The organism is Oerskovia sp. NPDC057915 (genome assembly GCF_042887685.1).
In the GTDB taxonomy this organism is placed as follows: Bacteria; Actinomycetota; Actinomycetes; order Actinomycetales; family Cellulomonadaceae; genus Oerskovia.
Window position 1 is genome coordinate 1 of record NZ_JBHVOS010000013.1, and the last position, 23,757, is coordinate 23,757.

At 70.5% G+C, this 23,757-nt stretch carries 18 protein-coding genes and 1 tRNA gene; 12 read left to right on the forward strand and 7 right to left on the reverse strand.

The window, feature by feature from the left end; all coding sequences use genetic code 11:
- Positions 1 to 858 precede the first annotated feature (858 nt).
- The 3 genes from ACFVQ3_RS10195 to ACFVQ3_RS10205 all read left to right on the forward strand — a co-directional run bounded on the left by ACFVQ3_RS10195 (position 859) and on the right by ACFVQ3_RS10205 (position 6,916).
- Complete coding sequence (locus ACFVQ3_RS10195) at positions 859 to 3,228, forward strand: glycoside hydrolase family 3 N-terminal domain-containing protein (protein ID WP_387638278.1); 2,370 nt, start codon at positions 859 to 861, stop codon at positions 3,226 to 3,228.
- A 128-nt stretch (positions 3,229 to 3,356) separates the two neighbouring features.
- Positions 3,357 to 3,770: a hypothetical protein gene (locus tag ACFVQ3_RS10200; protein WP_387482149.1), complete on the forward strand. Its 414-nt coding sequence runs from the start codon at positions 3,357 to 3,359 to the stop codon at positions 3,768 to 3,770.
- A 155-nt stretch (positions 3,771 to 3,925) separates the two neighbouring features.
- Positions 3,926 to 6,916, forward strand: coding sequence for a glycoside hydrolase family 3 C-terminal domain-containing protein (locus ACFVQ3_RS10205; protein WP_387638280.1), 2,991 nt, complete (start codon positions 3,926 to 3,928; stop codon positions 6,914 to 6,916).
- Positions 6,917 to 7,176: 260 nt separating this feature from the next.
- Here the strand turns inward: ACFVQ3_RS10205 and ACFVQ3_RS10210 are convergent, their stop codons facing one another.
- Complete coding sequence (locus ACFVQ3_RS10210; RefSeq protein ID WP_387638283.1) at positions 7,177 to 7,878, reverse strand: PAS and ANTAR domain-containing protein; 702 nt, start codon at positions 7,876 to 7,878, stop codon at positions 7,177 to 7,179.
- Between the two features lie 306 nt (positions 7,879 to 8,184).
- Positions 8,185 to 8,258 (reverse strand) — tRNA-Leu (locus ACFVQ3_RS10215).
- Between the two features lie 120 nt (positions 8,259 to 8,378).
- Between ACFVQ3_RS10215 and ACFVQ3_RS10220 the strand changes: the two genes are divergently transcribed.
- Together ACFVQ3_RS10220 and ACFVQ3_RS10225 are read left to right on the forward strand one after the other, a co-directional pair.
- Positions 8,379 to 9,077 carry an ANTAR domain-containing response regulator gene (locus ACFVQ3_RS10220; protein ID WP_205305749.1) on the forward strand — a complete coding sequence of 233 codons (699 nt, stop codon included), beginning with the start codon at positions 8,379 to 8,381 and terminating at the stop codon, positions 9,075 to 9,077.
- Between the two features lie 219 nt (positions 9,078 to 9,296).
- Positions 9,297 to 9,965, forward strand: a complete 669-nt coding sequence (locus tag ACFVQ3_RS10225) for a GNAT family N-acetyltransferase (protein ID WP_138824537.1) — start codon at positions 9,297 to 9,299, stop codon at positions 9,963 to 9,965.
- A gap of 110 nt (positions 9,966 to 10,075) precedes the next feature.
- On the opposite strand, the gene ACFVQ3_RS10230 is transcribed toward ACFVQ3_RS10225, so the two are convergent.
- The gene (locus ACFVQ3_RS10230; protein ID WP_387638285.1) at positions 10,076 to 10,522 is read right to left on the reverse strand and encodes a hotdog fold thioesterase; all 447 of its coding nucleotides are present in this window, start codon (positions 10,520 to 10,522) and stop codon (positions 10,076 to 10,078) included.
- On the opposite strand from ACFVQ3_RS10230, the gene polA reads away from it, so the two are divergent.
- Positions 10,416 to 13,220 carry a DNA polymerase I gene (gene polA, locus ACFVQ3_RS10235; protein WP_387638287.1) on the forward strand — a complete coding sequence of 935 codons (2,805 nt, stop codon included), beginning with the start codon at positions 10,416 to 10,418 and terminating at the stop codon, positions 13,218 to 13,220. The genes ACFVQ3_RS10230 and polA overlap by 107 nt on opposite strands.
- A gap of 50 nt (positions 13,221 to 13,270) precedes the next feature.
- Here the strand turns inward: polA and ACFVQ3_RS10240 are convergent, their stop codons facing one another.
- Together ACFVQ3_RS10240 and ACFVQ3_RS10245 are read right to left on the reverse strand one after the other, a co-directional pair.
- Complete coding sequence (locus ACFVQ3_RS10240) at positions 13,271 to 13,486, reverse strand: helix-turn-helix domain-containing protein (protein ID WP_387638289.1); 216 nt, start codon at positions 13,484 to 13,486, stop codon at positions 13,271 to 13,273.
- Positions 13,487 to 13,662: 176 nt separating this feature from the next.
- Positions 13,663 to 14,472, reverse strand: a complete 810-nt coding sequence (locus ACFVQ3_RS10245) for a class I SAM-dependent methyltransferase (RefSeq protein WP_387638292.1) — start codon at positions 14,470 to 14,472, stop codon at positions 13,663 to 13,665.
- Between the two features lie 131 nt (positions 14,473 to 14,603).
- Between ACFVQ3_RS10245 and ACFVQ3_RS10250 the strand changes: the two genes are divergently transcribed.
- From ACFVQ3_RS10250 to ACFVQ3_RS10260, 3 genes are all read left to right on the forward strand, one after another.
- A complete protein-coding gene (locus tag ACFVQ3_RS10250; RefSeq protein WP_387638294.1) occupies positions 14,604 to 15,629 on the forward strand; it encodes a 6-phosphofructokinase in 1,026 nt (341 codons plus the stop codon).
- A 331-nt stretch (positions 15,630 to 15,960) separates the two neighbouring features.
- On the forward strand, positions 15,961 to 17,430 hold the full coding sequence (gene rpsA / locus ACFVQ3_RS10255; RefSeq protein WP_138824533.1) for a 30S ribosomal protein S1: 1,470 nt from the start codon (positions 15,961 to 15,963) through the stop codon (positions 17,428 to 17,430).
- 139 nt (positions 17,431 to 17,569) lie between these two features.
- Positions 17,570 to 18,169, forward strand: coding sequence for an NUDIX domain-containing protein (locus ACFVQ3_RS10260; protein WP_387638297.1), 600 nt, complete (start codon positions 17,570 to 17,572; stop codon positions 18,167 to 18,169).
- A 13-nt stretch (positions 18,170 to 18,182) separates the two neighbouring features.
- Here ACFVQ3_RS10260 and ACFVQ3_RS10265 read toward each other — a convergent pair whose 3' ends face one another.
- Complete coding sequence (locus ACFVQ3_RS10265; RefSeq protein ID WP_387638300.1) at positions 18,183 to 20,129, reverse strand: ABC transporter ATP-binding protein; 1,947 nt, start codon at positions 20,127 to 20,129, stop codon at positions 18,183 to 18,185.
- A gap of 117 nt (positions 20,130 to 20,246) precedes the next feature.
- On the opposite strand from ACFVQ3_RS10265, the gene ACFVQ3_RS10270 reads away from it, so the two are divergent.
- Genes ACFVQ3_RS10270 through ACFVQ3_RS10280 form a run of 3 tightly spaced genes read left to right on the forward strand, consistent with a single transcriptional unit; the run spans position 20,247 to position 22,004 of the window.
- On the forward strand, positions 20,247 to 20,711 hold the full coding sequence (locus tag ACFVQ3_RS10270; RefSeq protein WP_387638302.1) for a MarR family winged helix-turn-helix transcriptional regulator: 465 nt from the start codon (positions 20,247 to 20,249) through the stop codon (positions 20,709 to 20,711).
- Between the two features lie 16 nt (positions 20,712 to 20,727).
- Positions 20,728 to 21,345, forward strand: coding sequence for a dephospho-CoA kinase (gene coaE, locus ACFVQ3_RS10275; protein WP_387638304.1), 618 nt, complete (start codon positions 20,728 to 20,730; stop codon positions 21,343 to 21,345).
- Positions 21,342 to 22,004: a pyroglutamyl-peptidase I gene (locus ACFVQ3_RS10280; protein WP_387638307.1), complete on the forward strand. Its 663-nt coding sequence runs from the start codon at positions 21,342 to 21,344 to the stop codon at positions 22,002 to 22,004. Before coaE ends, ACFVQ3_RS10280 begins: the two co-directional genes overlap by 4 nt.
- 145 nt (positions 22,005 to 22,149) lie before the next feature.
- On the opposite strand, the gene ACFVQ3_RS10285 is transcribed toward ACFVQ3_RS10280, so the two are convergent.
- Positions 22,150 to 23,535: a choice-of-anchor A family protein gene (locus ACFVQ3_RS10285; protein WP_387638309.1), complete on the reverse strand. Its 1,386-nt coding sequence runs from the start codon at positions 23,533 to 23,535 to the stop codon at positions 22,150 to 22,152.
- Positions 23,536 to 23,757 lie beyond the last annotated feature (222 nt).

Here is a 23,757-nt window from a genome sequence, read left to right on the forward strand (position 1 = left end):
CCCTGCACCAGATCTCCAACCTGCCCGGCAGACCCGGACGCCACCTCTCCGTCCTGGCCTACAAAGCCGCCCAACGCGTCATCGGCTTCAACTAGTACCCCTCGAAGGGCCCGGCACCACCACGGTGCCGGGTCCTTCGTCATGCCCCAGCGCGTACCCGACACGCACCGACACGTACGGATGCGCACGGATACGCACCGACGCGCACGGATACGCACCGACACGCACAGCAGGGTGGAGACGGCGGCCGGCCCCTGACGACCGTGGCCGCCTGTCGACCGGCGAGCGGCGGCGTGGTTGCCCGTTCGCAGGGGCTCGACGTCGCGAGGGGCGGCGTAGGGAGGGTCGACGCCGCGCGGGGTGACGTCGTGCGGCGCCCCCGTACGTCGCTCTCGTGGGCGGCTGACGACCGTCTCGTACCGGGATCCGCCCCGCCACCCTGCCGGTCCTGCCCGGCCCGAAGAGGCACGGACCTGTGGCTCGGTGCGTGACGCCGACATGCCCACGTCACGGGGTCCGGAGCTCCTCGCCAGCCCCCCGACCCGACCCGGGCGACAGTTTGTGCACTCAAATCGACAGGTTGTGCAGAACGGCCTGGCGGCCGTCGTGAAGCGCGATGTGATGAGTCCGCTGGGCTCCGCTGATGGGACACCGCGTGTGCCATGCGCAGCGCAGCGTCGTCAGGACAGGGAACGACTCCGATGTCGACCAGGTCCGCACGACCGATGTTGCCACGAGGGGGCATCTAGGGCGCGGCAGCACTTGAAGAGTCGAAGGAGACACACACGTGTACACCGGCAAGCGCGACGAAATGGGATGTCGATGAAGACTACGGCTACGGCACGACGAGGCCAGAGGATGACCAGAGGGGCCAAGGGAGCGGCTGCGCTCTCGGCGATCGCCCTGATCGCGGTTGCGGGATGCACCAGCGGCACCTCCGACGAGAACGAGTCCAAGGGTGGGAACGCCTTCACCACCCGTGAGGTCACCGACGGCAAGACCGACTTCGTCGTCGTCACGAACCCTGGCGACGGCCCGGTCCTCTCGTACGGTGCCGACAGCGGGATCGAGCTCCTGACGGAGGACGTCGACGGCAAGAAGTCCGCCTTCAAGGACATGAACGGCAACGGCACGCTGGACACGTGGGAGGACTGGCGCGTCCCGGCCAAGGACCGCGCAGCAGACCTCGCCCAGGAGATGTCCGTCGAGCAGATCGCCGGCCTGATGCTGTTCAGCTCGCACGAGCGTTCCCAGGTGGACGGGCTCACCGACGCGCAGAAGGAGTACCTGAAGGACTCCAACCTGCGCAACGTCCTGCACGCCGGCGCGAGCGACGCCGAGGCGACGGTCAAGTGGGCCAACGCGATGCAGGCCTACACGGAGACCCTCGCGGCCGAGGGCACCCCGTACGTCCCGGTGAACTTCGCCTCCGACCCGCGCTCGACCGCGGGCTCCGGCGGTTACAACGCCGAGGGCGCGGACATCTCGCGCTGGCCGTCCAACCTCGGCCTCGCCGCGACGTTCAACCCGGAGCACACCAAGAACTTCGGCGAGATGTCCTCGGCGGAGTACCGGGCGCTCGGCCTGACGACGGCCCTGTCGCCGCAGATCGACCTCGCGACCGAGCCGCGCTGGCTGCGCGTCGGTGGCACGTTCGGCGAGGACGCGGACCAGAACACCGAGCTGGCCGCAGCCTACGTCGACGGCTACCAGGGCAGCGAGGGCAAGGACCAGTGGGGTCCGGAGTCCGTCAACGCCATGATCAAGCACTGGTCCGGCGATGGGCCGGGCGAGGGTGGCCGCGAGGGTCACACGGACGCGGGTAAGTACGGCGTGTACCCCGGTGACAACATCGCGGCACAGCAGCAGGCGTTCCTCGGGTCGCTCGACTCCGCGGCGGTCATGACCGCCTACTCGATCGCCCTCGACGCGAACGGCAACCCGAAGTTCACCGACCGCATGGGGACGGCGTACGACCAGGACCGCATGGACCAGCTCCGCAAGGACGCCGGCTACGAGGGCGTCGTGGTCACCGACTGGGGCGTCATGAGCGGCGCCAACGACGAGGGCGAGATGTTCGGCATGGCCTGGGGCGCCGAGAGCCTCACCCCGGCCGAGCGCTACCTCAAGGTGCTGGGCACCGGCCACGACATGTTCGGTGGCGTCAACGACGCGACCCACATCCTCGAGGCCGCAGACCTGTGGCAGCAGAAGTTCGAGGCTGGTGAGCTCGAGGAGGACGCGCAGACCCGCTTCCAGGAGTCCGGCGCACGCATCCTGACGATGTTCTTCAACCCGGGCCTGTACGAGAACCCGTTCCTCGACCTCGAGCAGTCGAAGGCAGTCCTCGCGAGCGACGACAAGGTCGAGGCGGGCTACGCGGCCCAGCTCGACTCGGTGGTCATGCTCAAGAACGACGGTGAGACCATCTCGGCCGCGGACGCCGCGGACTGGAAGGACAAGACGGTCTACATCCCGCGCAACTTCAACACCGGTTTCCCGAGCGCGTTCGGTCCCGGTGAGTACACCGAGGCGCCGAGCATCGACATCGAGACCGCCGAGAAGTACTTCGGCAAGGTCGTCACCGACGAGGCCGTGACCGACGCCGAGGGCGTCGTGACGAGCTACACCGCTCCCGACCTCTCCGACGTCGACGTCGTCCTGGTGGGCATGGACTCCCCGGACAACGGCGGCAACTTCTCCAACATCGGTCACGACCTGGAGAACGACACCTGGTACCCGCTGTCGCTGCAGTACCGCCCGTACACGGCCGACGGCGAGAACGTCCGCAAGGTCTCGCTCTCGGGCGACATCCTGGCCGACGGCACCAAGCAGAACCGCTCGTACTTCGGCAACACCTCGAAGATCGCGAACGAGTCCGACCTCGACGCGTTCGAGCGTGCCACGGCCGCTGTCGAGGCCACCGGCAAGGACATCCCCGTGATCACGGTCCTCAAGGCGATCAACCCGGTCGTCCCGACCGAGTTCGAGGGCAAGTCCGACGCCATCGTCGTGGGCTTCGGCACCAGCGACCAGGCGCTCATCGAGGTCGCGCTCGGCCTCTACGAGCCGCAGGGCCGCTTGCCGATCCAGTTCCCCAAGGACATGGACACGGTCGAGGCTCAGCTCGAGGACGTCTCGAAGGACATGACGCCCTACACGGACGCCGCGGGCAGCTCGTACGACTACGGCTTCGGCCTGAACTACGCGGGGCCGATCACGGACTGACGGCGACGCACGGGTGGCCGGCGGCCTGAGCCGGCGGCCACCCGGTACCGGGGCGTCCACGTGGACGCCCCGGTACACCCGTAAGGCTGCGGGACGTTCTCGCAGCCAGAACTCACCAAGGAGCAGAAGTGAAGCAGAACAAGGTGCTGACCACCGGCCTCGGCGTCGTCCTGGGTCTGACGGGGCTCTTCGGGCTCACCGCCTGCGGCAGCGGCGACAGCGACTCGGGCGCGAACACCTCCGCGGAGCAGGCAGCCGACGTCGACATCAAGGAAGACCTCGAGAACGCCAAGACGGCCGTGGCAGACGCCCTGGCCGAGGACGACTCCTGGGCCCAGATTATGCTTGCGAGCGACGTCAAGGCCCCGACCGTCAAGTACGGCCTCCTCGTGGTGCCCTACACGGCCTCGGACGCCGCGTCGCGCGTGCAGGGCACGGTCGACATCAAGGACGGCAAGTTCACGATCGAGGGCGACTCGGCCGCCACCGGCCAGACGTGGCAGATCGACCAGGACGGAAAGATCTCCGAGGTCTCGGAGTAGCTCTACGGAGCACCGCCCGGTCCCTGGCCAGACGACGTCCGCGGGACCGGGCCGTCGACCCATCACGACGAGACGCTGGCAGTGCGTCACGTCTGCGGCGCAAGCCGTCGGTCACCCCATGACCTGATCGCTGCCCGCACTCGAGGAGGAATGCAGTGAACGCCAAGGCGAACAACGCCGACCGGCAGAAGAAGCCGATGTCGAACAAGAAGTACCTGTGGATCTGGGCCCCCGCGCTCGCCACGGTGACGGTGGTGACGGTCGTCGCGAACGTGGCGCTCAACGTCGCCGGCGGCTGGGTCGCGTCCCAGTTCGGTTCGGGTACGTACGAGTTCACGAACGCGGCCGAGTCCGCCGGGTGGGACACCGAGTACTACACGTCCGACTTCGGCAGCATCGAGGAGGTCGACGAGGCGGCCAAGTCCCTCGTCGAGGAGATCGCGGCAGGCGGCATCGTCCTGGCCAAGAACGAGGCGGGCACGCTTCCCCTGGCGTCGAGCTCGCGCGTGACGATGCTGGGTCGCGCTGCCGCGGACCCGGTGTTCGGTGGCTCGGGCTCCGGCTCGGTCGACACGAACTCGGCCGTCACCGCCCGTGCCGGGCTGGAGAACGCCGGCTTCGAGGTGAACGACCAGGTCTTCACCACGATCGAGGCGTTCGCTGCGGAGAACCCCCGGGGCTACATCGAGATGGACCGCCCCGACATCTCCACCTACTACATCGGCGAGCTGCCGGTGGGCGAGTACGAGGCGCAGTCCGCGTCGTTCGCCGACTACTCCGACGCCGCCGTCGTCTTCGTCGGTCGCCCCGGTGGTGAGGGTGGTGACCTCACGCAGGACATGACCGGCTGGGACGAGAACGCGGCACCCGGTCAGCACCAGCTTGAGCTGAACCAGGACGAGAAGGACATGATCGAGCTCGCGAAGTCGAGCTTCGAGAACGTGGTCGTCGTCGTCAACTCCTCGACCACGATCGAGATGGGCGCCCTGCAGGACGACCCTGAGATCGACTCGATCCTGCTGGCCGGTTCGCCGGGCGCCACGGGCCTCAGCGCCCTGGGTCGCATCCTGGCGGGCGACGTGAACCCGTCCGGCCGTACCTCGGACCTCTGGGCGGCCGACTTCACCGCGGACCCGACCTTCGCCAACTTCGGCGGGTTCGTCTACGACAACATCGAGGCCTCCTTCCCGGTCCCCGCGATCGAGAAGGCCACCTCCAACGCCACGCTCACGTCGGACGCCCCGTTCGTGAACTACGCCGAGGGCATCTACTTCGGCTACCGCTACTACGAGACCGCGGCGGCCGAGGGCTTCATCGACTACGACGAGGCCGTCGTCTACCCGTTCGGCTACGGCCTGAGCTACTCCGACTTCGCCTGGAAGGTCGTCAGCACCGAGGCCGGCGAGGTCGACGGGAAGATCTCCGTGACGGTCGAGGTCACGAACACGGGCACCACGGCGGGCAAGGACGTCGTCGAGCTCTACTACACCGCTCCCTACACCCAGGGCGGCATCGAGAAGTCCGAGGTCGTGCTCGGTGGCTTCACCAAGACGGGGCTCCTGGAGCCCGGGGCGAGCGAGACGGTCACGATCGACCTCGCCGTCGAGGACATGGCCTCCTACGACCACCTGGGCAACAAGGCGTACGTCCTCGAGGCGGGCGACTACAGCGTCTCGCTGCGGACCGACTCCCACACCGTCGCGCCGGGCACCGAGCCCATCGTCTACACGGTCGACTCCGACGTCGTCTTCTCGGGTGACAACCACCGGGTGACGGACCTCGCCGAGGTCACCAACCAGTTCGACGACGTCTCGGCGCAGTTCAGCGCCGAGCCGACCGACGGCAAGATCCTGTCGATGTCCCGCGCGGACTTCGCCGGGACGTTCCCGACGGCGCCGACCGCCGACATGCTCGTCGCCGACGAGGCCGTCCAGAAGGGCTTCGAGCCCTGGGACCTCGAGGCGGCCGCTGCGGCGTTCGAGGGCGAGAAGCCCACGACCGGTGCGCAGACCGACCTGACCCTGGTCGACATGCGCGGCCTGCCCAAGGACGACCCGAAGTGGGACGAGCTGCTCGACGCGGTCTCCGTCGGTGACATGACGTCGATGCTGCTCAACGGTGCCTACCAGACGGCTGCGATCGGCTCGATCGCCAAGCCGCAGACCGTCGAGCCCGACGGCCCCGCCGGGTTCTCCTCGTTCATCAACTCCTCGATCAACGGGGTGGCCTACCCGTCCGAGTTCCTCATCGCGCAGACGTGGGACGTCGAGCTCGGTGCGGCCATGGGCGAGATGCTCGGCAACGAGGCGATGTTCAAGGGCATCAACGGCTGGTACGCGCCGGCGATGAACCTGCACCGTTCGCCGTTCGGTGGGCGCAACTTCGAGTACTACTCGGAGGACCCGTTCCTCTCGGGTGCGATGGCGACCTCGGTGGCCAACGGTGCCGCGACGAAGGGCGTCTACACCGCGCTCAAGCACTTCGCGCTCAACGAGCAGGAGACGAACCGCGTCAACAACGGCATCGCCACATGGGCGACCGAGCAGACGATCCGCGAGATCTACCTCAAGCCGTTCGAGATGGCCGTCAAGGGCATCACCATGGACGTGCAGTACGTGTCCGACGACGAGGGCACGATCTCGGAGACGACGATCGGCGCGGGCAGCATCATGAGCTCGTTCAACCGCATCGGCTCCACGTGGGCCGGCGGCTCCGAGGCGCTCATGACGAACGTCCTGCGCACCGAGTGGGGCTTCGAGGGCTTCGCGATCTCGGACTTCAACCTGTACCCGTACATGAACCCGAACCAGAGCATCAGCGCAGGCACGGACCTCACCCTGACCTTCCAGCCGTCGAAGTCCCTCGGGGACACCACGTCGGCCAAGGCGGTCAGCGACATCCGTGAGGCGACCCACAACATCCTGTTCACGGTCACCAACTCCAACGCGATGAACGGGCTCGCGCCCGGGGCCACGGTCACCTACACGCCGCCGACCTGGGTCTACATCCAGATCGGTGCGACGGTGCTGATCGGTCTCCTGGTGCTGGCCGGCGGGTTCATGGTGACGCGTCGCGTGCTGCGTCACCGCAAGGCCGAGGCTCCCACCGCCACCCCGGAGCGGGTGGCCGTCGGCGCCGACTCCTGAGACCGCCTCGGTCCGTCGTGCGGGTGGACCCCCGTCACGTGCGCGACGGACCGAGGTTCCTGCGGCCGGGTGGCCGGCGGGGCGTGTTCCAGCGCGTCCCGTCGGCTGCCCGGTCTTCTTCGCCCCGTCCCGGGGCACGGATGCCCTCGTGAGCGCCTTCCCCCCCCTGTCAGGGTGGGGGAGGCCCTCTCGAGGGCATCGTCGTGTCCCGACGACGGCGGTGCGTGCTCGGTCGGCAGCGAGGTGCGGCAAGGCGCCGGTCAGGCCGTCCGGTCGAGGGTGTGGGTCGCGGGCTGCGGCTCGTGGGGCCGGTCCAGGAGCTCGTGCACCGACCGCCGGTGGTCCTCGGGGGCAGGGAGCTGCTCGGCCAGCTCGACGACCCATCCCGACAGTCTGCGCAACGGCACGTTGTGGTCGTTCGACGCGGCGCGCAGCACGCTGAAGGCGCGGGCGGCGCTCACGTCGCACGTGAGGGCCAGGATGCCCTTCGCCTGCTCGATCGTGGCGCGATGCTCGGCGGCAGCGCGGATCTGCTCGCCCGCGAGGACCTCGGCCCGCTGGGCGACGGTGCTCGTGAGGTCGGTGAGGTACCCCATGACCTCGACGACCTCGTGCGTGGCGCGGTCGCGCCGCCCCTGCCCCACGAGGCACAGGGTCCGTTCGCGGCCCTTGGCCGTCTCGATGCGGTGGACGCTCGAGAAGGGCTGCGCGTCCTCGCCCGCGCGGAGGAGCACCTCCTCGACGTCGGCGCGGTCGTCGGGGTGGCGGAGCGCCAGGAAGGTGTCCGTCGTCGGTGTGATCTCGTCCGGGTCGTAGCCGTGCAGGGCAAAGGTCTCGGACGACCACCACCAGCGTCCGGTGGCCAGGTCGTGCCGGAACCGGCCGACCGGACGTGCCGGCGCGCGGCCACCCTGGCGCATCGAGGAGTCGGCGCGTTCCGGGCGGGTAGGGGTGACGGTCATGGTGCGACGACTCCTCGGGGTGCGTGCTCGTGTCGGCGTCGGCACCCCTTCGTGTCGGCACCCTCCACGTTCTCGCACCGCGTGCGTGCGCGCCTCGACCGAAAGTCGGTATCTCGATCCACCGGAGGTCGTGGTGTCGCGGGACGGCTGCGTGCGTCGATCGGGCGGTGCCCCTCCGGGCGTCCTCGACGGACGCGAGGCGTCTGCTCGCGCGGTGGGGGCCTCGAGCAGCCGTCGGCGGCGCCCGTCGTCGCCCAGGAACGACGATGCAGGTCAGGCGCCAGCGCGCTGACCTGCATCTGGGGGTGCCCCGGGTGGGATTCGAACCCACACTGGATCGGGTTTGAGCCGAACGCCTCTGCCGGTTGGGCTACCGGGGCACGGGCCGTCAGGGGATCACGAGGAGTCCGCTGCGGTGCGTGGACCATCGAACCACAGAACCAGGACGAAACGAGAATCACACCCCGGGTGCAGGGCGATCGAGGTGTTCTCCCACTACGATGAGGGACGTGAGTGACGACAACGCGCAGCCCGATGCCACGGCACCGCTCGACCTGCCCCCCCTGATCCAGCCCGAACCGAGCGCCGAGCCCGAGGCCCCCGCTGCGCCGTCGGGCGGTCGCCCTGCCCGCCGTGCCGTCGTCGCGGAGGACGAGGCCCTGATCCGCATGGACGTCGTCGAGACGCTCCGCGAGGCGGGCTTCGACGTCGTCGGCGAGGCGGGTGACGGTGAGACCGCGGTCAAGCTGGCGCTCGAGCTCAAGCCCGACGTCGTCGTGATGGACGTCAAGATGCCCGAGCTCGACGGCATCTCGGCGGCCGAGCGCATCGGCAAGGCGCACGTCGCCCCCGTGGTGCTCCTGACGGCGTTCTCGCAGACCGAGCTGGTCGAGCGTGCCCGCGACGCCGGCGCCATGGCATACGTCGTCAAGCCGTTCAGCCCCGCGGACCTGCTGCCCGCCGTGGAGATCGCGATCTCCCGCTACTCGCAGATCAGCGCGCTCGAGGCCGAGGTCGCGGACCTGGCCGAGCGCTTCGAGACCCGCAAGCGCGTCGACCGCGCCAAGGGTCTCCTCATGACCAAGATGGGGCTCTCGGAGCCCGAGTCGTTCCGCTGGATCCAGAAGACGTCCATGGACCGTCGACTGACCATGCGAGAGGTCGCGGACGCCGTCATCGAGCAGGTCGGCGGCGCCTGACCCGGCAGGACGTGGCGTGAACCGGGTCGTGAACAGCCTCTTTGTTCGGGACGCTCAAGAAGGCTATCGTCATGGACAGGTGTCCAGGACGACGGGTTCGATGATTCGGACACCCACGAAGCATCAGTCGATCGATGACCGGGGGCGCTCGTCGGCGGCAGACAGCCCTGCTGCCGCCGGGGTGCTCCGAGGTCGGAGGATCCTACGAGGAGGTTCCACGTGCGTGCAGCAGTAGTGGTCAGGCCTGCGGTCGGCGACGACCTCCCTGGTGTCGCTGCACTCTGTGCCGAGGCGCGCCGCGAGTCCGCGGCCGGCCCTCAGGTCTGCCTCTCCGACGAGTCCAAGCTGGTCCGCCAGCTCCGTGTCCTGCTGTCGGTCCCCGGCGGCACGGCTCTCGTGGCCTTCCACGACGACGTCCCGGTCGGCTTCCTCCTCGCCCGTGTGCTCGACCCGCACCTCTTCAACGACGAGCCGAGCCTGTACATCGAGGCGCTCTACGTGTCGCAGGACGCGCGGCGCCGCGGGGTGGGGCACGCGCTGCTCACCGCGACCGCCGACCTCGCGGCCGAGCACGGCGCGATCGACGTCTTCTCGGTGCCGATCCCGGGCTCACGGGGCGTGCAGCGCTTCCTCGCGCGGCTCGGGTTCGCGCCGGCCGCCGGGCACCGCGTCGTCTCGACGTCGGTGCTCCAGCGCCGGCTCGCCGCCGACTCGGGCACCCTGCGCCGGGGCGCCCGCAGCCTCGAGGACCTCATCGCGCGTCGCCGCAAGGCGCGGACCGACGGTCAGACAGGTCCCGTCGACCTCCGGGCCTTCCAGGACGACTACCGTCGCGAGGCCGCCGCAGGTCTCGACGCGCCGCTCGTGAGCGAGCCCGCGGTCCGCTGACCCCGCCTCACGCGAAGGGCCCGGCTCGATCTCTCGAGCCGGGCCCTTCGTCGTCGGGGCGTCGTGGCAGGGCAGCCCTCCCGGGTGCCCGCGCGCGACCCTGGCGCGCGTCAGCGTGCGTCGAGGACCATGCACGTCAGGCGTGCGGTGCACACGCGGCGGGCCTCGTCGTCGACGACGACGATCTCGTAGCTCGCGGTGGTGCGGCCGAGATGGAGCGCGGTCGCGACGCCGTGCACCGAGCCAGAACGCACCCCGCGGTGGTGTGTGGCGTTGATCTCGATACCTACCGCCGCACGACCCGCGCCCGCGTGGACCTGGGCCGCGATCGAGCCCAAGGTCTCGGCGAGGACGACCGATGCGCCGCCGTGCAGCAGACCTGCGGGCTGGGTGTTCCCGGCGACCGGCATGGAGCCGGCCACGCGGTCCGGGGCGACGTCGTCGAGCGTGATGCCCATGCGCTCGATGAGGGTGCCCACGGTGCTCGCGCGCAGCGCGTCGAGCGCCGCGTCGTCGGGGGAGGTGGTCGGGCTCTCGGCTCCGTACGTGTCAGTCATAGCGGATAGGTTTGCACTCGTGACCACCACTGCGCGACCTCGCCTCCTGCTGATCGACGGACACTCGATGGCCTACCGGGCCTATTTCGCCCTGCCGGTCGAGAAGTTCTCGACGACGACCGGGCAGTCGACGAACGCCGTCTACGGGTTCACGTCGATGCTGACGAACCTGCTGCGCGACGAGAAGCCGACGCACGTCGCGGTCGCGTTCGACGCGGGCCGCGCGTCGTTCCGCACCGAGGTCCTGCCGACGTACAAGGGCACGCGCGACGCGAGCCCCGAGCCCTTCAAGGGCCAGGTCCCGCTCATCAAGGACATCCTCGCGACGCTCAACATCCCGGTGCTGCAGAAGGAGAACTTCGAGGCGGACGACATCTTCGCGACGCTCGCGACGCAGGCCGCGGCCGTGGGCATGGAGGTCCTGGTCTGCTCGGGGGACCGGGACTCGTTCCAGCTCGTCAGCGAGGACGTGACGGTGCTCTACCCCAAGGTCGGTGTCTCGACGCTCGCTCGCATGACCCCGGACGCGGTCCTGGAGAAGTACGGCGTCCCGCCCGAGCGCTACCCGGACCTCGCGGCCCTGGTGGGGGAGACGAGCGACAACCTCCCCGGGATCCCGGGCGTGGGCCCCAAGACGGCCGCCAAGTGGATCAACGCGTACGACGGCCTGGACGGCGTGCTCGCCTCGGCCGACAAGATCACGGGCAAGGCGGGGGAGAACCTGCGGGCGAACCTCGACCAGGTGCGCCTCAACCGCCGGCTCAACGCCCTGCTGACGGACATGGAGCTCCCGCTCGGCCCCGACGACCTGCTGGCCCAGCCCTGGGACCGCGAGGCCATGCACCGCGTGTTCGACGCGCTGGAGTTCACGGCCCTGCGCGAGCGTCTCTTCGCGCTCGCCCCCGAGGGCGAGGAGGACGTCGAGGAGGGTTTCGACGTGTCGCTCGCCACGCTCGGGCAGGGCGAGCTCGGCGCGTGGCTCACGGCCCGCAAGGAGCGCCCGGTCGGCCTCGTGGTCGCGGGCAAGGCCGCCCCGGTGGGCGGCGACGCGTGGTCGCTCGCGGTGGCGGACGACGGCGCCGCAGCGGTGGCGGTGGACCTCGCCGACGTCGCGGTCGTCGACGAGCAGGCTCTGTCGGCGTGGCTCGCGGACGCCGACGCACCCAAGGTGGTGCACGGGGCGAAGGCCACGTGGCACGAGCTCGCGTCGCGAGGGTTCGACCTACGGGGCGTCGTGTTCGACACCGAGCTCGCGGCCTACCTGTGCCACCCCGACCAGCGCGGCTACGACCTGGGTGACCTCGCGATCCGGCACCTCAAGCGCGAGCTGCGCGTCGAGGAGGTCGACGAGCCCCAGGGTGCGCTCGACCTGTCGCTCGACGGCTCGGGCGAGGACAAGCGGGACGCCGTGCGGGCCACCGGCGTCCTCGACCTCTCGGAGGTCCTCGTGGGCGAGCTGCGCGACCGCGGCGCGGACCACCTGCTCAAGGACCTCGAGCTGCCGCTCGTCGACGTGCTCGCCCGCATGGAGTCGCGCGGCATCGCCGCGGACGTCGAGTACCTCACCGAGCTCGAGAAGCACTTCGGCGAGCTCGTGGCCACCGCCGCCTCCGAGGCCTACGACGTGATCGGTCGCGAGGTGAACCTGGGCTCGCCCAAGCAGCTCCAGGAGGTCCTGTTCGACCAGCTGGGCATGCCCAAGACCAAGAAGATCAAGACCGGCTACACGACGGACGCCTCGGCCCTCGCGGACCTGTTCGCCAAGACGGGACACCCGTTCCTCGAGCACCTGCTCGCGCACCGCGACGCCACGCGCCTGCGCCAGACGGTCGAGGGCCTGCTCAAGTCCGTCGCCTCCGACGGGCGCATCCACACGACGTTCCAGCAGACCATCGCGGCGACGGGGCGGCTGAGCTCGACCGACCCGAACCTGCAGAACATCCCCATCCGCACCGAGGCGGGCCGCCGGATCCGTCGCGCGTTCGTCGTCGGGGAGGGCTACGAGACGCTGCTGACCGCGGACTACAGCCAGATCGAGATGCGCATCATGGCGCACCTGTCGGGAGACGAGGGCCTCATCGAGGCGTTCCGCTCGGGCGAGGACCTGCACAGCTACGTGGGCTCGCGCGTGTTCGACGTCCCGACCGACCAGGTCACCCCGGCCATGCGCTCCAAGATCAAGGCCATGTCCTACGGCCTGGCCTACGGGCTGTCGTCGTTCGGCCTCTCGCAGCAGCTGAACATCTCCGTCGGGGAGGCCGCAGGCCTCATGGAGGACTACTTCGAGCGCTTCGGCGGCGTGCGCGACTACCTCACGGGTGTCGTCGACGAGGCCCGGGTCACGGGCTACACCGCGACCATCCTGGGGCGTCGCCGCTACCTGCCCGACCTCACGAGCGACAACCGCCAGCGCCGCGACATGGCCGAGCGCATGGCGCTCAACGCCCCCATCCAGGGCAGCGCGGCCGACATCATCAAGGTCGCGATGCTGGGCGTCCAGCGCGCGCTCGACGCGCAGGACCTGCGCTCGCGCCTGCTCCTGCAGGTCCACGACGAGCTCGTGGTCGAGGTCGCGGCGGGGGAGCGTGACGCCGTCGAGGAGCTCCTGCGCCGCGAGATGGGCGCCGCGGCCGACCTCTCGGTGCCGCTGGACGTCTCGGTGGGGGCAGGGCGCACCTGGCACGACGCGGGCCACTGAGCCCCTGCCGGACGCTGGGAGGGCAGGACGCACCGGCACCCGGCCGTCGCTCACGACCGAGCGAAGCGCGAACCGCCGTACTTCTTGTGGACGGCTTGGCGGCTGACCCCGAGGATCGTCGCGATGGCGGCCCAGGAGATGCCCCGCGACCGTGCACGCCGGACCACCAGCGCCTCGCGCCGGTCGGCCTCGTGCCGCAGGTCGCGCAGCGCCGCGAGGGCGCGCAGCGGGTCGTCGTCGTCGGCCGCGCGGACGAGCGTCGTCATGTCGGGCTCCTTCATCGGATGTCCTCCGGTCGGGTGGCACAAGCCACTCTGTCAACATAGGTTGACGCGTCAGCCTAGTCAACCCATGTTGACGCCCCGACGCCAGGCGGCGCGGCGCCCCGCGCCGCTTGCCGCCTGCCGCCTGCACCGTCGGCGCCGAGTCGGCGCCGACGGCCTCATGTCGCCCGGCGCGTCCGGAAGATCGCCGTGCCCGGCAGGTACGCCCCGCGGACCGGCCCCCAGCCTCCCCAGACCTCCTGGTTGTCGGCGGGCCACTCGGGCTCGACCACGTCCTCGACCACGAGCCCGGCGGCCACGACCTCGCGCACGTGGTCACCGAACGTCCGGTGGTACTCGGCGTAGGTCACGCGTCCGGCCGTGTCGGTCTCCACGTAGGGGCGTCGGTCGAAGTACGAGCGGTTCGCCGTCAGCCCGTGCTCGCTCGGGTCGTCGGGAAAGGCCCAGCGTGAGGGGTGGGTCACGGAGAACACCCACGCGCCGCCGGGGCGCAGGACGCGAGCGGCCTCCCGGTGGATCGCGGCGGCGTCGGGCACGAAGGGGATCGCGCCGAACGACGTGAACACGACGTCGAAGCTCGCGTCCGCGAACGGGAGTCTGCGTGCGTCCGCCTGGACGAGCGGCACGGCGACTCCCGTCGCGGCGTCGAGCCGCGCCCCTGTGGCGAGCATGCCGCCCGACACGTCGGTCGCGACCACCTCGACGCCTCGTGACGCCAGCCAGCGCGAGCACTGTGCCGCGCCTGCCCCGATCTCGAGCACGCGGCGGCCGTCCAGGTCGCCGAGGAGGTGCGCCTCGGACTCGCGCAGCCCCTCGGGGCACCAGCAGAAGTCGACCGCCCCGAGGAAGTCGCCGTGCTCGTCGAGGTACTCCTCGGCGTTGGCGTCCCACCATGTGCGGCCTGCGGCTCCGCCCTGCTCGGCAGGCACGTCGCGGTATCCGACCGACCCGATCGTCTCATCCGTCATGCATCCATCGTCTCGCGAGGAGGGTCGTTCCGCGGCATCGCCCCAGGTGATCGATAGGGTGGGGGCTGGTCGGTCGAGCGATGGCGCTGGTCCGCCTTCCGACGATCACTCATCACGAGACGAGGTTCGAGTTGCGCATCGGTCTGCTCACAGGTGGCGGGGACTGCCCCGGTTTGAACGCGGCCATCAGGGCCGTCGTCAAGCAGGGGATGGGCGAGTACGGACACACCATCATCGGGTTCCGCAACGGCTGGAAGGGTGTCGTCGACGGCGACATCATCCCGCTCGGGCGCCAGGACATCCGCAACGTGCTGCCCGTGGGAGGGACGCTCCTGGGGACCGCGCGCTTCCACCCGCACTCTTCCGACGGCGGGATCGACGCCGTGCTCGCGACGGTCGAGGCCGAGCGTCTCGACGCGATGATCTGCATCGGCGGTGACGGCACGCTGCACGCCGCGAGCAAGGTCGCGGACGCGGGCGTCAACATCGTCGCGATCCCCAAGACGATCGACAACGACGTGGAGGGCACCGACCTGTCGATCGGCTTCCACACGGCGGTCAACATCGCGACCGAGGCGATCGACCGCGTCCACACGACCGCGGAGAGCCACAACCGCGTCATGGTCGTCGAGGTCATGGGGCGTCATGCGGGCTGGATCGCCGTGAACGCCGGCATCGCCGGTGGTGCCGAGGTCGTGCTCGCCCCCGAGGACCCGTTCGACATGGACGCCATCGAGAAGTTCCTGCGCCACCGTCACCGGGCGCACGCCAACTTCTCGATCGTGGTCGTCGCGGAGGGGGCCGTGCCGCGCGAGGGCAGCAGCATGAACTTCACGCAGGAGCTCGGCAAGTACGGCGAGATCATCGCCGGCTCGATCGGCGAGCGCGTCTCGGCCGAGATCGCCCGCCGCACCGGGTTCGACACGCGGCTGACCGTGCTCGGCCACGTCCAGCGCGGCGGGGAGCCGACCCCGACGGACCGTATCCTCGGCAGCCGGTTCGGCGTGGCCGCGGTCGACGCGATCTCGCGGGGCGAGTCGAAGGTCATGACCGCGCTGCGAGGGGAGAGCGTCGTGCTCGTCCCGCTCGACGAGATCGCCGGCAAGGTCAAGCACGTCCCCGCCGAGCTGCTGCGGGTCGCGCACGCCCTGTCCTGACCTGCGCTCCCGCCTCGGCGGTGCACGCGAGACGGCCGCCCGTGGACCCCGCGGGCGGCCGTCGTGCGTCCCGGATCGGAGCATCGGGACGGCGGGCGGGTGAGAGCGCGTGCACCGGTCCGGCTCCCTTTGACCGCGTCGCCTTTCCATCGATAGGATGTCTGACGGTGCAGTGCGCCTACCGCCCTACCTCCTGCCTGAGACGTGACGCGTCCGTCGTGTTCGTCGTGGCGGGGCCGTTCCGTGCTCGGAGCGGAGGTCACCGGTGGTGACCACCACAGCAGCATCCCTATCCGAACTACTTCCTGTCCGCATCGGAGCATCGAACTCAATGACCATCTCCACCCCCGCGAAGTCCGCACCTCAGGTTGCCATCAACGACATCGGCACCGAAGAGGACTTCCTTGCCGCCATCGACGCCACCATCAAGTACTTCAATGACGGTGACATCGTCGAAGGCACGATCGTCAAGGTCGACCGTGACGAGGTTCTCCTCGACATCGGCTACAAGACCGAGGGCGTCATCCCCTCCCGCGAGCTGTCCATCAAGCACGACGTGGACCCCGGGGACGTCGTCAAGGTCGGTGACGCAGTCGAGGCCCTCGTCCTCCAGAAGGAGGACAAGGAAGGTCGCCTGATCCTCTCCAAGAAGCGCGCTCAGTACGAGCGTGCCTGGGGCACGATCGAGAAGATCAAGGAAGAGGACGGCGTCGTCACCGGCACCGTCATCGAGGTCGTCAAGGGCGGCCTCATCCTCGACATCGGCCTGCGCGGCTTCCTGCCCGCGTCGCTGGTGGAGATGCGCCGCGTCCGCGACCTCCAGCCGTACGTCGGCAAGGAGATCGAGGCGAAGATCATCGAGCTCGACAAGAACCGCAACAACGTCGTCCTGTCGCGTCGTGCGTGGCTCGAGCAGACGCAGTCCGAGGTTCGCTCGACCTTCCTGCAGACCCTGCAGAAGGGCCAGGTGCGCCCCGGTGTCGTCTCCTCGATCGTCAACTTCGGTGCGTTCGTGGACCTCGGCGGCGTCGACGGTCTGGTGCACGTCTCCGAGCTCTCCTGGAAGCACATCGACCACCCCTCCGAGGTCGTCGAGGTGGGCCAGGAGGTCACGGTCGAGGTCCTGGACGTCGACTTCGACCGCGAGCGCGTCTCCCTGTCGCTGAAGGCGACGCAGGAGGACCCGTGGCAGACCTTCGCCCGTACGCACGCCATCGGTCAGGTCGTGCCCGGCAAGGTCACGAAGCTCGTCCCGTTCGGTGCGTTCGTGCGCGTCGAGGACGGCATCGAGGGCCTCGTGCACATCTCCGAGCTGGCTGTCCGCCACGTCGAGCTGCCCGAGCAGGTCGTCAACGTCGGTGACGAGGTCTTCGTCAAGGTCATCGACATCGACCTCGAGCGTCGCCGCATCTCGCTGTCGCTCAAGCAGGCCAACGAGGGCGTGGACCCGGAGTCGGACGACTTCGACCCCGCGCTGTACGGCATGGCTGCCGAGTACGACGAGCAGGGGAACTACAAGTACCCCGAGGGCTTCGACCCCGAGACCAACGAGTGGCTCGAGGGCTTCGAGTCGCAGCGCGAGACGTGGGAGTCGCAGTACGCGAAGGCTCACGAGCGCTGGGAGGCTCACCGCAAGCAGGTCGCCGAGGCTCTCAAGGCCGACGACGAGGCTGCGACCTCGGGCGAGTCCGCCAGCTCCGCTGCCACCTACTCCTCGACCCCGGTCCAGGAGGAGGCTGCCGGCACGCTGGCTTCCGACGAGGCGCTCGCCGCTCTGCGCGAGAAGCTCACCGGTAACTGATCTCCTCCTGGCCGCACGGCCAGGGTGATGTCATGACGAGGCCCGCCACCTTCGGGTGGCGGGCCTTCGTCGTACCCGGGACAGGCTCCTGCCGTCGCGGGACGTCGAGGAGCTGCGGGGCTGCGCCTAGGCTGTGACGATGCCGTGGACCACCGAGAGCACCCGCACCGCCTACGACAACCCCTGGATCAAGGTCCGGGAGGACCGCGTGATCCGGCCCGACGGCGCGCCGGGCATCTACGGGGTCGTCGAGCTGCGATGGCCTGCGGTCTTCGTCGTGGCGCTCACGGACGCCGACGAGGTCGTGCTCGTGACGCAGCACCGATACACCACCGACGCGCTCTCGATCGAGGTCCCGGCCGGGGCGAGCGACGGCGAGGAGCCGGTCGTCGCGGCCCAGCGGGAGCTTCTCGAGGAGACGGGGCTCCGCGCCCGTGAGTGGGTGCGGGTCGGTGGCATGGACGCCCTCATCGGGGTCGCGAAGGCCCCCGAGCACGTGTTCGTGGCTCGAGGGCTGACGGGCGAGCTGACGAGGCGCGGGACCGGTGGCGGCGACGCCCAGCGCACCGCGGGCTTGGTGCCGGGACCGTCGTCCAGCCAGGCCGAGGAGGGGATCTCTCGCGTCGAGGCCGTGCCGTTCACCGAGGTGCTGGCGATGATCTCGGCCGGCACCATCCGCGACGGGGAGACGATCGCGGCCCTCGCTCTCGCGGGGTTGTGGCTCGGCCGGTTCGCCTGAACTCGGCCTCGCGTCAGACCGCGACGCTCTCCTCGTCGTCCTGAGGTCCGAGCGGCTCCGTCGACGGGCCGTTCGCGTCGCCCGTCGCGAACTGTGTCCGGTAGAGCTCCGCGTAGAGCCCTCCGCGCAGCAGGAGGTCTGCGTGGGTGCCGGTCGCCACGACCCGCCCCTGGTCGAGCACGACGATCGTGTCGGCCTGGCGGATCGTGGACAGTCGGTGCGCGATGACGAGGGACGTCCGGCCGTCGAGGGCGGCGTCGAGCGCGAGCTGGACGGCGGCCTCCGACTCGGAGTCGAGGTGGGCGGTGGCCTCGTCGAGGACGACGAGGGCCGGTGCCTTGAGGAACAGGCGCGCGATCGCGAGCCGCTGGCGCTCGCCCCCCGAGAGCCGGTAGCCCCGGTCGCCGACCACGGTCTCGAGCCCGGCGGGCAGGGACTCGACGAGGTCGGCGACGTGCGCCTGGCGCAGCGCGGTCCACAGCTCGGCGTCCGTGGCCTCCGGCTTCGCGTAGCGCAGGTTGCCGGCGATCGTGTCGTGAAAGAGGTGAGCCTCCTGCGAGACGACGCCCACGGTGTCCTGCAGGGAGCGCTGGGTGACCTCGCGCAGGTCGCGCCCGGCGATGCGCACGGCACCACCCGTGGGGTCGTACATCCGCGTGACGAGCTGGGAGATCGTGGTCTTGCCGGCACCGGAGGGGCCGACGACCGCGACCATCGCACCCGCGGGGACCTCGAACGAGACCTCCGTGAGGGTGTCGCTCGTCGGGTCCGAGCTCACGGTCGCGACGGCCTCGAGCGAGGCGAGCGAGACGTCGGCCGCGCCGGGATAGCGGAAGGTGACGTCCTGGAGGGCGAGGGTCGCGCCGTGGCGAGCGACGTCGTCGGACAGGTCGCGTGCGTCCGGCGCGTCGGTGACCGACGGCTCGAGGTCGAGGACCTCGAGGACGCGCTCGAAGCTCACGAGCGCGGTCATGACGTCCACCTGGACGTTGGACAGCGCGGTGAGGGGCCCGTACAGGCGAGCCAGGTAGGCCGTGAGGGCGACGACGACGCCGACCGTGAGCGTGCCGCGGATGGCCATGACGCCACCCAGCCCGTAGACGATCGCGACGGCGACCGAGGCGACCGTCGTGAGGGCGACGCGGAACACGGTCGCGTACATGGCCGAGGTCACGCCGATGTCGCGCACGCGGCCTGCCTGCTCGGCGTACGTCGCCGACTCCTGCTCGGGCCGGCCGAAGATCTTGACCAGGTGCGCGCCCGCGACGTTGAAGCGCTCGTTCATCATCTGCGCGGCGTCGGCGTTGAGGGCGTAGCTCTCGCGCGTGATCCCGGCGAGCCTGCGGCCGACCCAGCGTGCGGGCAGCACGAACACGGGGAGCAGCGCGAGCGCGATGAGGGTCAGCTCCCACGACATCGAGAGCATCGCGGCGAGCACGAACACGACCGTGAGCAGGTTCGAGAAGACGTTGGACAGCGTCGAGGTGAACGCCTGCTGGGCGCCCAGGACGTCGCCGTTGAGGCGCTGGACGAGAGCTCCCGTGCGCGTGCGGCTGAAGAAGGCGAGCGGCATGCGCTGGACGTGGTCGAAGACCGCGGTGCGCAGGTCGAAGATGAGTCCCTCGCCCACACGGGCGGAGAACCAGCGCTCGCCGATGCTGAGCAGTCCGGACACGAGCGCGATGCCGGCGACCACGAGCGAGATCTCGACGACGACGTCGACGCGGCCGGCCGTGATGCCGTTGTCGATGAGCGACTTGAACAGGAGCGGGGTGACGGCGCCGGCTGCGGCGTTGAGGGCGATGAGCACGAGGAACACCGCGAGCTGCGCCTTGTAGGGGCGCGCGAAGGCAAGGATGCGCCGGACCGTGCCGCGGTGGAGCCGCTGCTTGGCCACGGACGAGTCCTGGCGGAAGGTGCGCATGCCGGAGCCGCCACCGAAGGACGAGGGGAAGGACATGGAGCCTCCTGGGGTCGGAGGGGGAGATCGGCGGAGGAGGGGCCTCGACGCCGTTAGTGAGCCTACCTCACCATGAGTTGGTTCACAAGAGGCTGTCGGGCGGCTAGTCTCGTGCCTGTGACGACAGACTTCGACGCCGAGAACGCCGAGTTCCTCACCCTGCTGCACGCTGCGATGCGCGCCGTCCGGAGGGAGGCGGGGGAGCGGCTCGAGCGCGCCCGGACCACGCCCGGGCAGTACCGCATGCTGCGGGTGCTCGACCGCTGCGACGGCCCGCAGCGGCCCGGCGCACTGGCGGGCATCCTCGACGTCGCCCCCCGGTCCGTGACGTCCAAGGTCGACGACGCCGAGTCCGCCGGGCTCGTGCGCAGGCTGCCGGACCCGACCGACCGGCGTGCGACCCTCGTCGAGCTGACCGACCAGGGGCGCGAGACCCTCGCAGCGGTCGCCGCAGAGCGCGAGACGAGCGCGGGCACACTGCTCTCGCGCCTCGACGCCGACGACCGGCACGAGCTCCTGCGCCTGCTGCGGGTCGTGGCCGGGGAGGCAGGTGCCTCCTCGAGGCGTGCGCACGGTGCATGACTGGCAGGATGGACCCATGTTTCGCGTAGGCCTGACCGGCGGGATCGCAGCAGGAAAGTCCGTGGCCCTCGATCGGTTCGCCGAGCTCGGGGCCTGCGTCATCGACGCCGACGTGCTCGCCCGCGAGGCCGTTGCGCCCGGCACCGTGGGGCTCGAGGAGGTCGTCGACGCCTTCGGCGACGGGGTCCTCGCGCCTGACGGGTCGCTCGACCGCGCGCGGCTCGGGACCATCGTGTTCGGCGACGACGAGGCGCGGCGCCGGCTCAACGGGATCGTCCACCCGGAGGTCCGTCGCCTGTCGGCAGAGCGCGAGGCCCTCGTCGCCGCGCGCGACCCGCGCGCCGTCGTCGTGCACGACATCCCGTTGCTCGTCGAGACCGGGCAGGCCGAGTCCTTCCACCTCGTCGCCGTGGTCGTCGCCCCCGAGGACGTGCGCCTCGAGCGCCTGGTGGCCTCGCGTGGCATGAGCGAGGACGAGGCCAGGGCCCGGATCGCCGCGCAGGCCACCGACACCGAGCGGCTCGCGGTCGCCGACGTCACGCTCGACGGCAGCGGCACGCCCGAGGCCCTGCGTGCCGAGGTCGACGCCCTGTGGGAACGCGTCGTGCGCGAGACCGCGGAGGAGCTCGCATGACCGTCCTGCTCTCGGGCTTCGAGCCCTTCGACGGCGCCGCGACCAACGCGTCCTGGCAGGCCGTGAGCGCGTTGCGCGACGCATGGGACGGGGCCGAGCCGCTCGTCGCGGTCGAGCTGCCGTGCACGTTCGCCGGGGCGTGGCCCGCCCTGCACGCCGCGATCGAGGAGCACCGGCCCCGGGTCGTCGTGGCCGTGGGCCTCGCGGGCGGGACGAGCGCGGTCCGTCTCGAACGGGTCGCGATCAACGTGGTCGACGCGCGCATCCCCGACAACGCGGGATCGGCACCCGTGGACGTCCCCGTCGTCGAGGGCGGTCCGGCCGCCTACTTCACGACCCTGCCGCTCAAGCCGTCGCTCGTCGCGGTGCGCGAGGCCGGGGTGCCCGTCGCGGTCTCGAGCACCGCGGGGACGTACGTGTGCAACGCGACGTTCTACGACCTCGCGCGCTGGGCCGACGGCCAGGACGACGTGCGCGCGGGGTTCGTGCACGTGCCGGCGGTGGACGAGCCGGGGTCTCCACGGCCCGACGGCGGGTCCCTGCCGCTCGCGGCCGTCGTCCGGGCGCTGCGGGTCGTCGTGGAGACGGCGCTGGCCGACCTCGACGGTCGGCTCGCCCTCGACGCGGCCCGGAGGGTCTCGGCGGGCGCCGAGCACTGACGGGAGGGCGTGCCTGGCCCCGGCCGGGCGCGGACGGGGCGCCGGTCGCGCGCCGGGCCGCGCGGCAACGGACCATGCCGGAGAGGAGACGGCCGAGGCCCCCAGGGAGAATCCCTGGGGGCCTCGGCCGTTCGTCAGCGGGGTGTCAGCTCGTGGCGCGCTTGCGGCGTGCCAGCAGGACGAGCCAGGTGCCGCCCGCGAGGAGAGCCGCGGCGACCACGACGATGAGCGCCGTCTGTGCGCCGGTGGCCGCGAGGCCGCCTTCCTCCTGGCCGCGGGCCGACGGGACGGCCTTCGCGGGAGCGGTGGCGCTCGGGGACGGCTTGGGGTCGGCGACCGGGGTGGCCTTGTCCACCGGCACCGTGGGTGTCGTGGTGGTCGGGGGCACGACCGGGGTGACGGGGACCTCGGTGCCGGGGTTCTTCTCACCGGGCGTGAGGGGCTTGGGGGTCTCGGTGACCGGCGGGGTCACCGTCGCCGGAGGCGCCTCGCACCCGAGCGTCACCGAACCGATCCACGGGAAGTTGTGGTGCTCGAGGCCGCCGGAGGCCCCCTGGCCGCCGAACGTCAGGTCCCCGCCGATGTACAGGCGGCCGTTGGTGTGGGTCTTCTGGGCGACGTCGGCCTGCGGCGCGAGGATCGAGCCGACCGTCTGGCTGCTGCTCGTCATCGTGAGCTTCGTGGCGTCGGGGAAGTTCCACAGGATGCGGGGGGCCCACTTGCCGAGGGCCGTCCCCGCGTCGATCCGGTCGCTGCCCGCAGCGATGTAGCTCAGCGAGAGGTCCGGCGTCGCGCCCGAGACGTTCACGACGATCGGTGCCGACGCCCCGACGTTCTCGAAGGTCACCGCGCCGCCGAGGGCAGCCACCTGCTCCGCGGAGACGTCGAAGACCTGGACCGGGGACGAACCGTCGCCCGTCAGCACCTTGTCGGCGAGCCTTCCCGTCGCGGGCTTGCTCGCGAGGTCGGCCGAGACCTTGCCGAGCTCGGTCTGGAGCGCCTTGGCCTGCGGTGCGGGCACGGACGAGTGCGGGGTCTTCTTGCCGCCGTTGAGCTCGAAGGTCCCCTCGATGGCGCCTCCGGCGACGACGTTGCCGCCCTTCTCGAGCTTGTGGGCGACCTCGACCCGTCCGGACTTGACGGTCACGGCACCTGCGGCAAGGACCATGTCGCTGCCGCTCGGCGGAGTGAACTGGGAACCGGCCCCGACGACACCGAGGTTCATCAGGTCGCCCGTGTCGATGGTCACCGACCCCTGGGAGACGAGGACGCCCTCGGACTCCTTGGCCCCGCCCAGCGCGGTGTAGTCGCCGCCGACGAAGACGGCCACGCCAGTGTCGGTGAACAGCGGGGTGTTCGTGAGGCCGCCGGTGAAGTCTGGGCACTCGTTCCCGAGCGCGGTCGCGGGCAGCGGGGTCGCGGCGAGGGCGGGGGTCGCGCCGAGGCCGAGCATGCCGGCGGTCAGGGCGCCGGCGGCGAGCGTGCCGAGGAGGGTGCGCTGGGGTGTCCTGCGCGTCGGGCTGAGGAACATCGATGTCTCCGGGGTCGAGGCCGAAAGTAAGGTCTACGTACTAATCCACGCCGCAGGATGGCCCGACGTCTGGTTTGTCAGGGGATATCAGGAGATGCGCGAGGATCACCGGCACGCTATTGGGTCCCGTCGCGACACGCCAAATCTCTTGCCGGGTGAAAGTCCGCGTTCAGGTCGCACTTTCATCGACCGTGGGCTAGCGGCGGTCGATAGTCCGCTTGT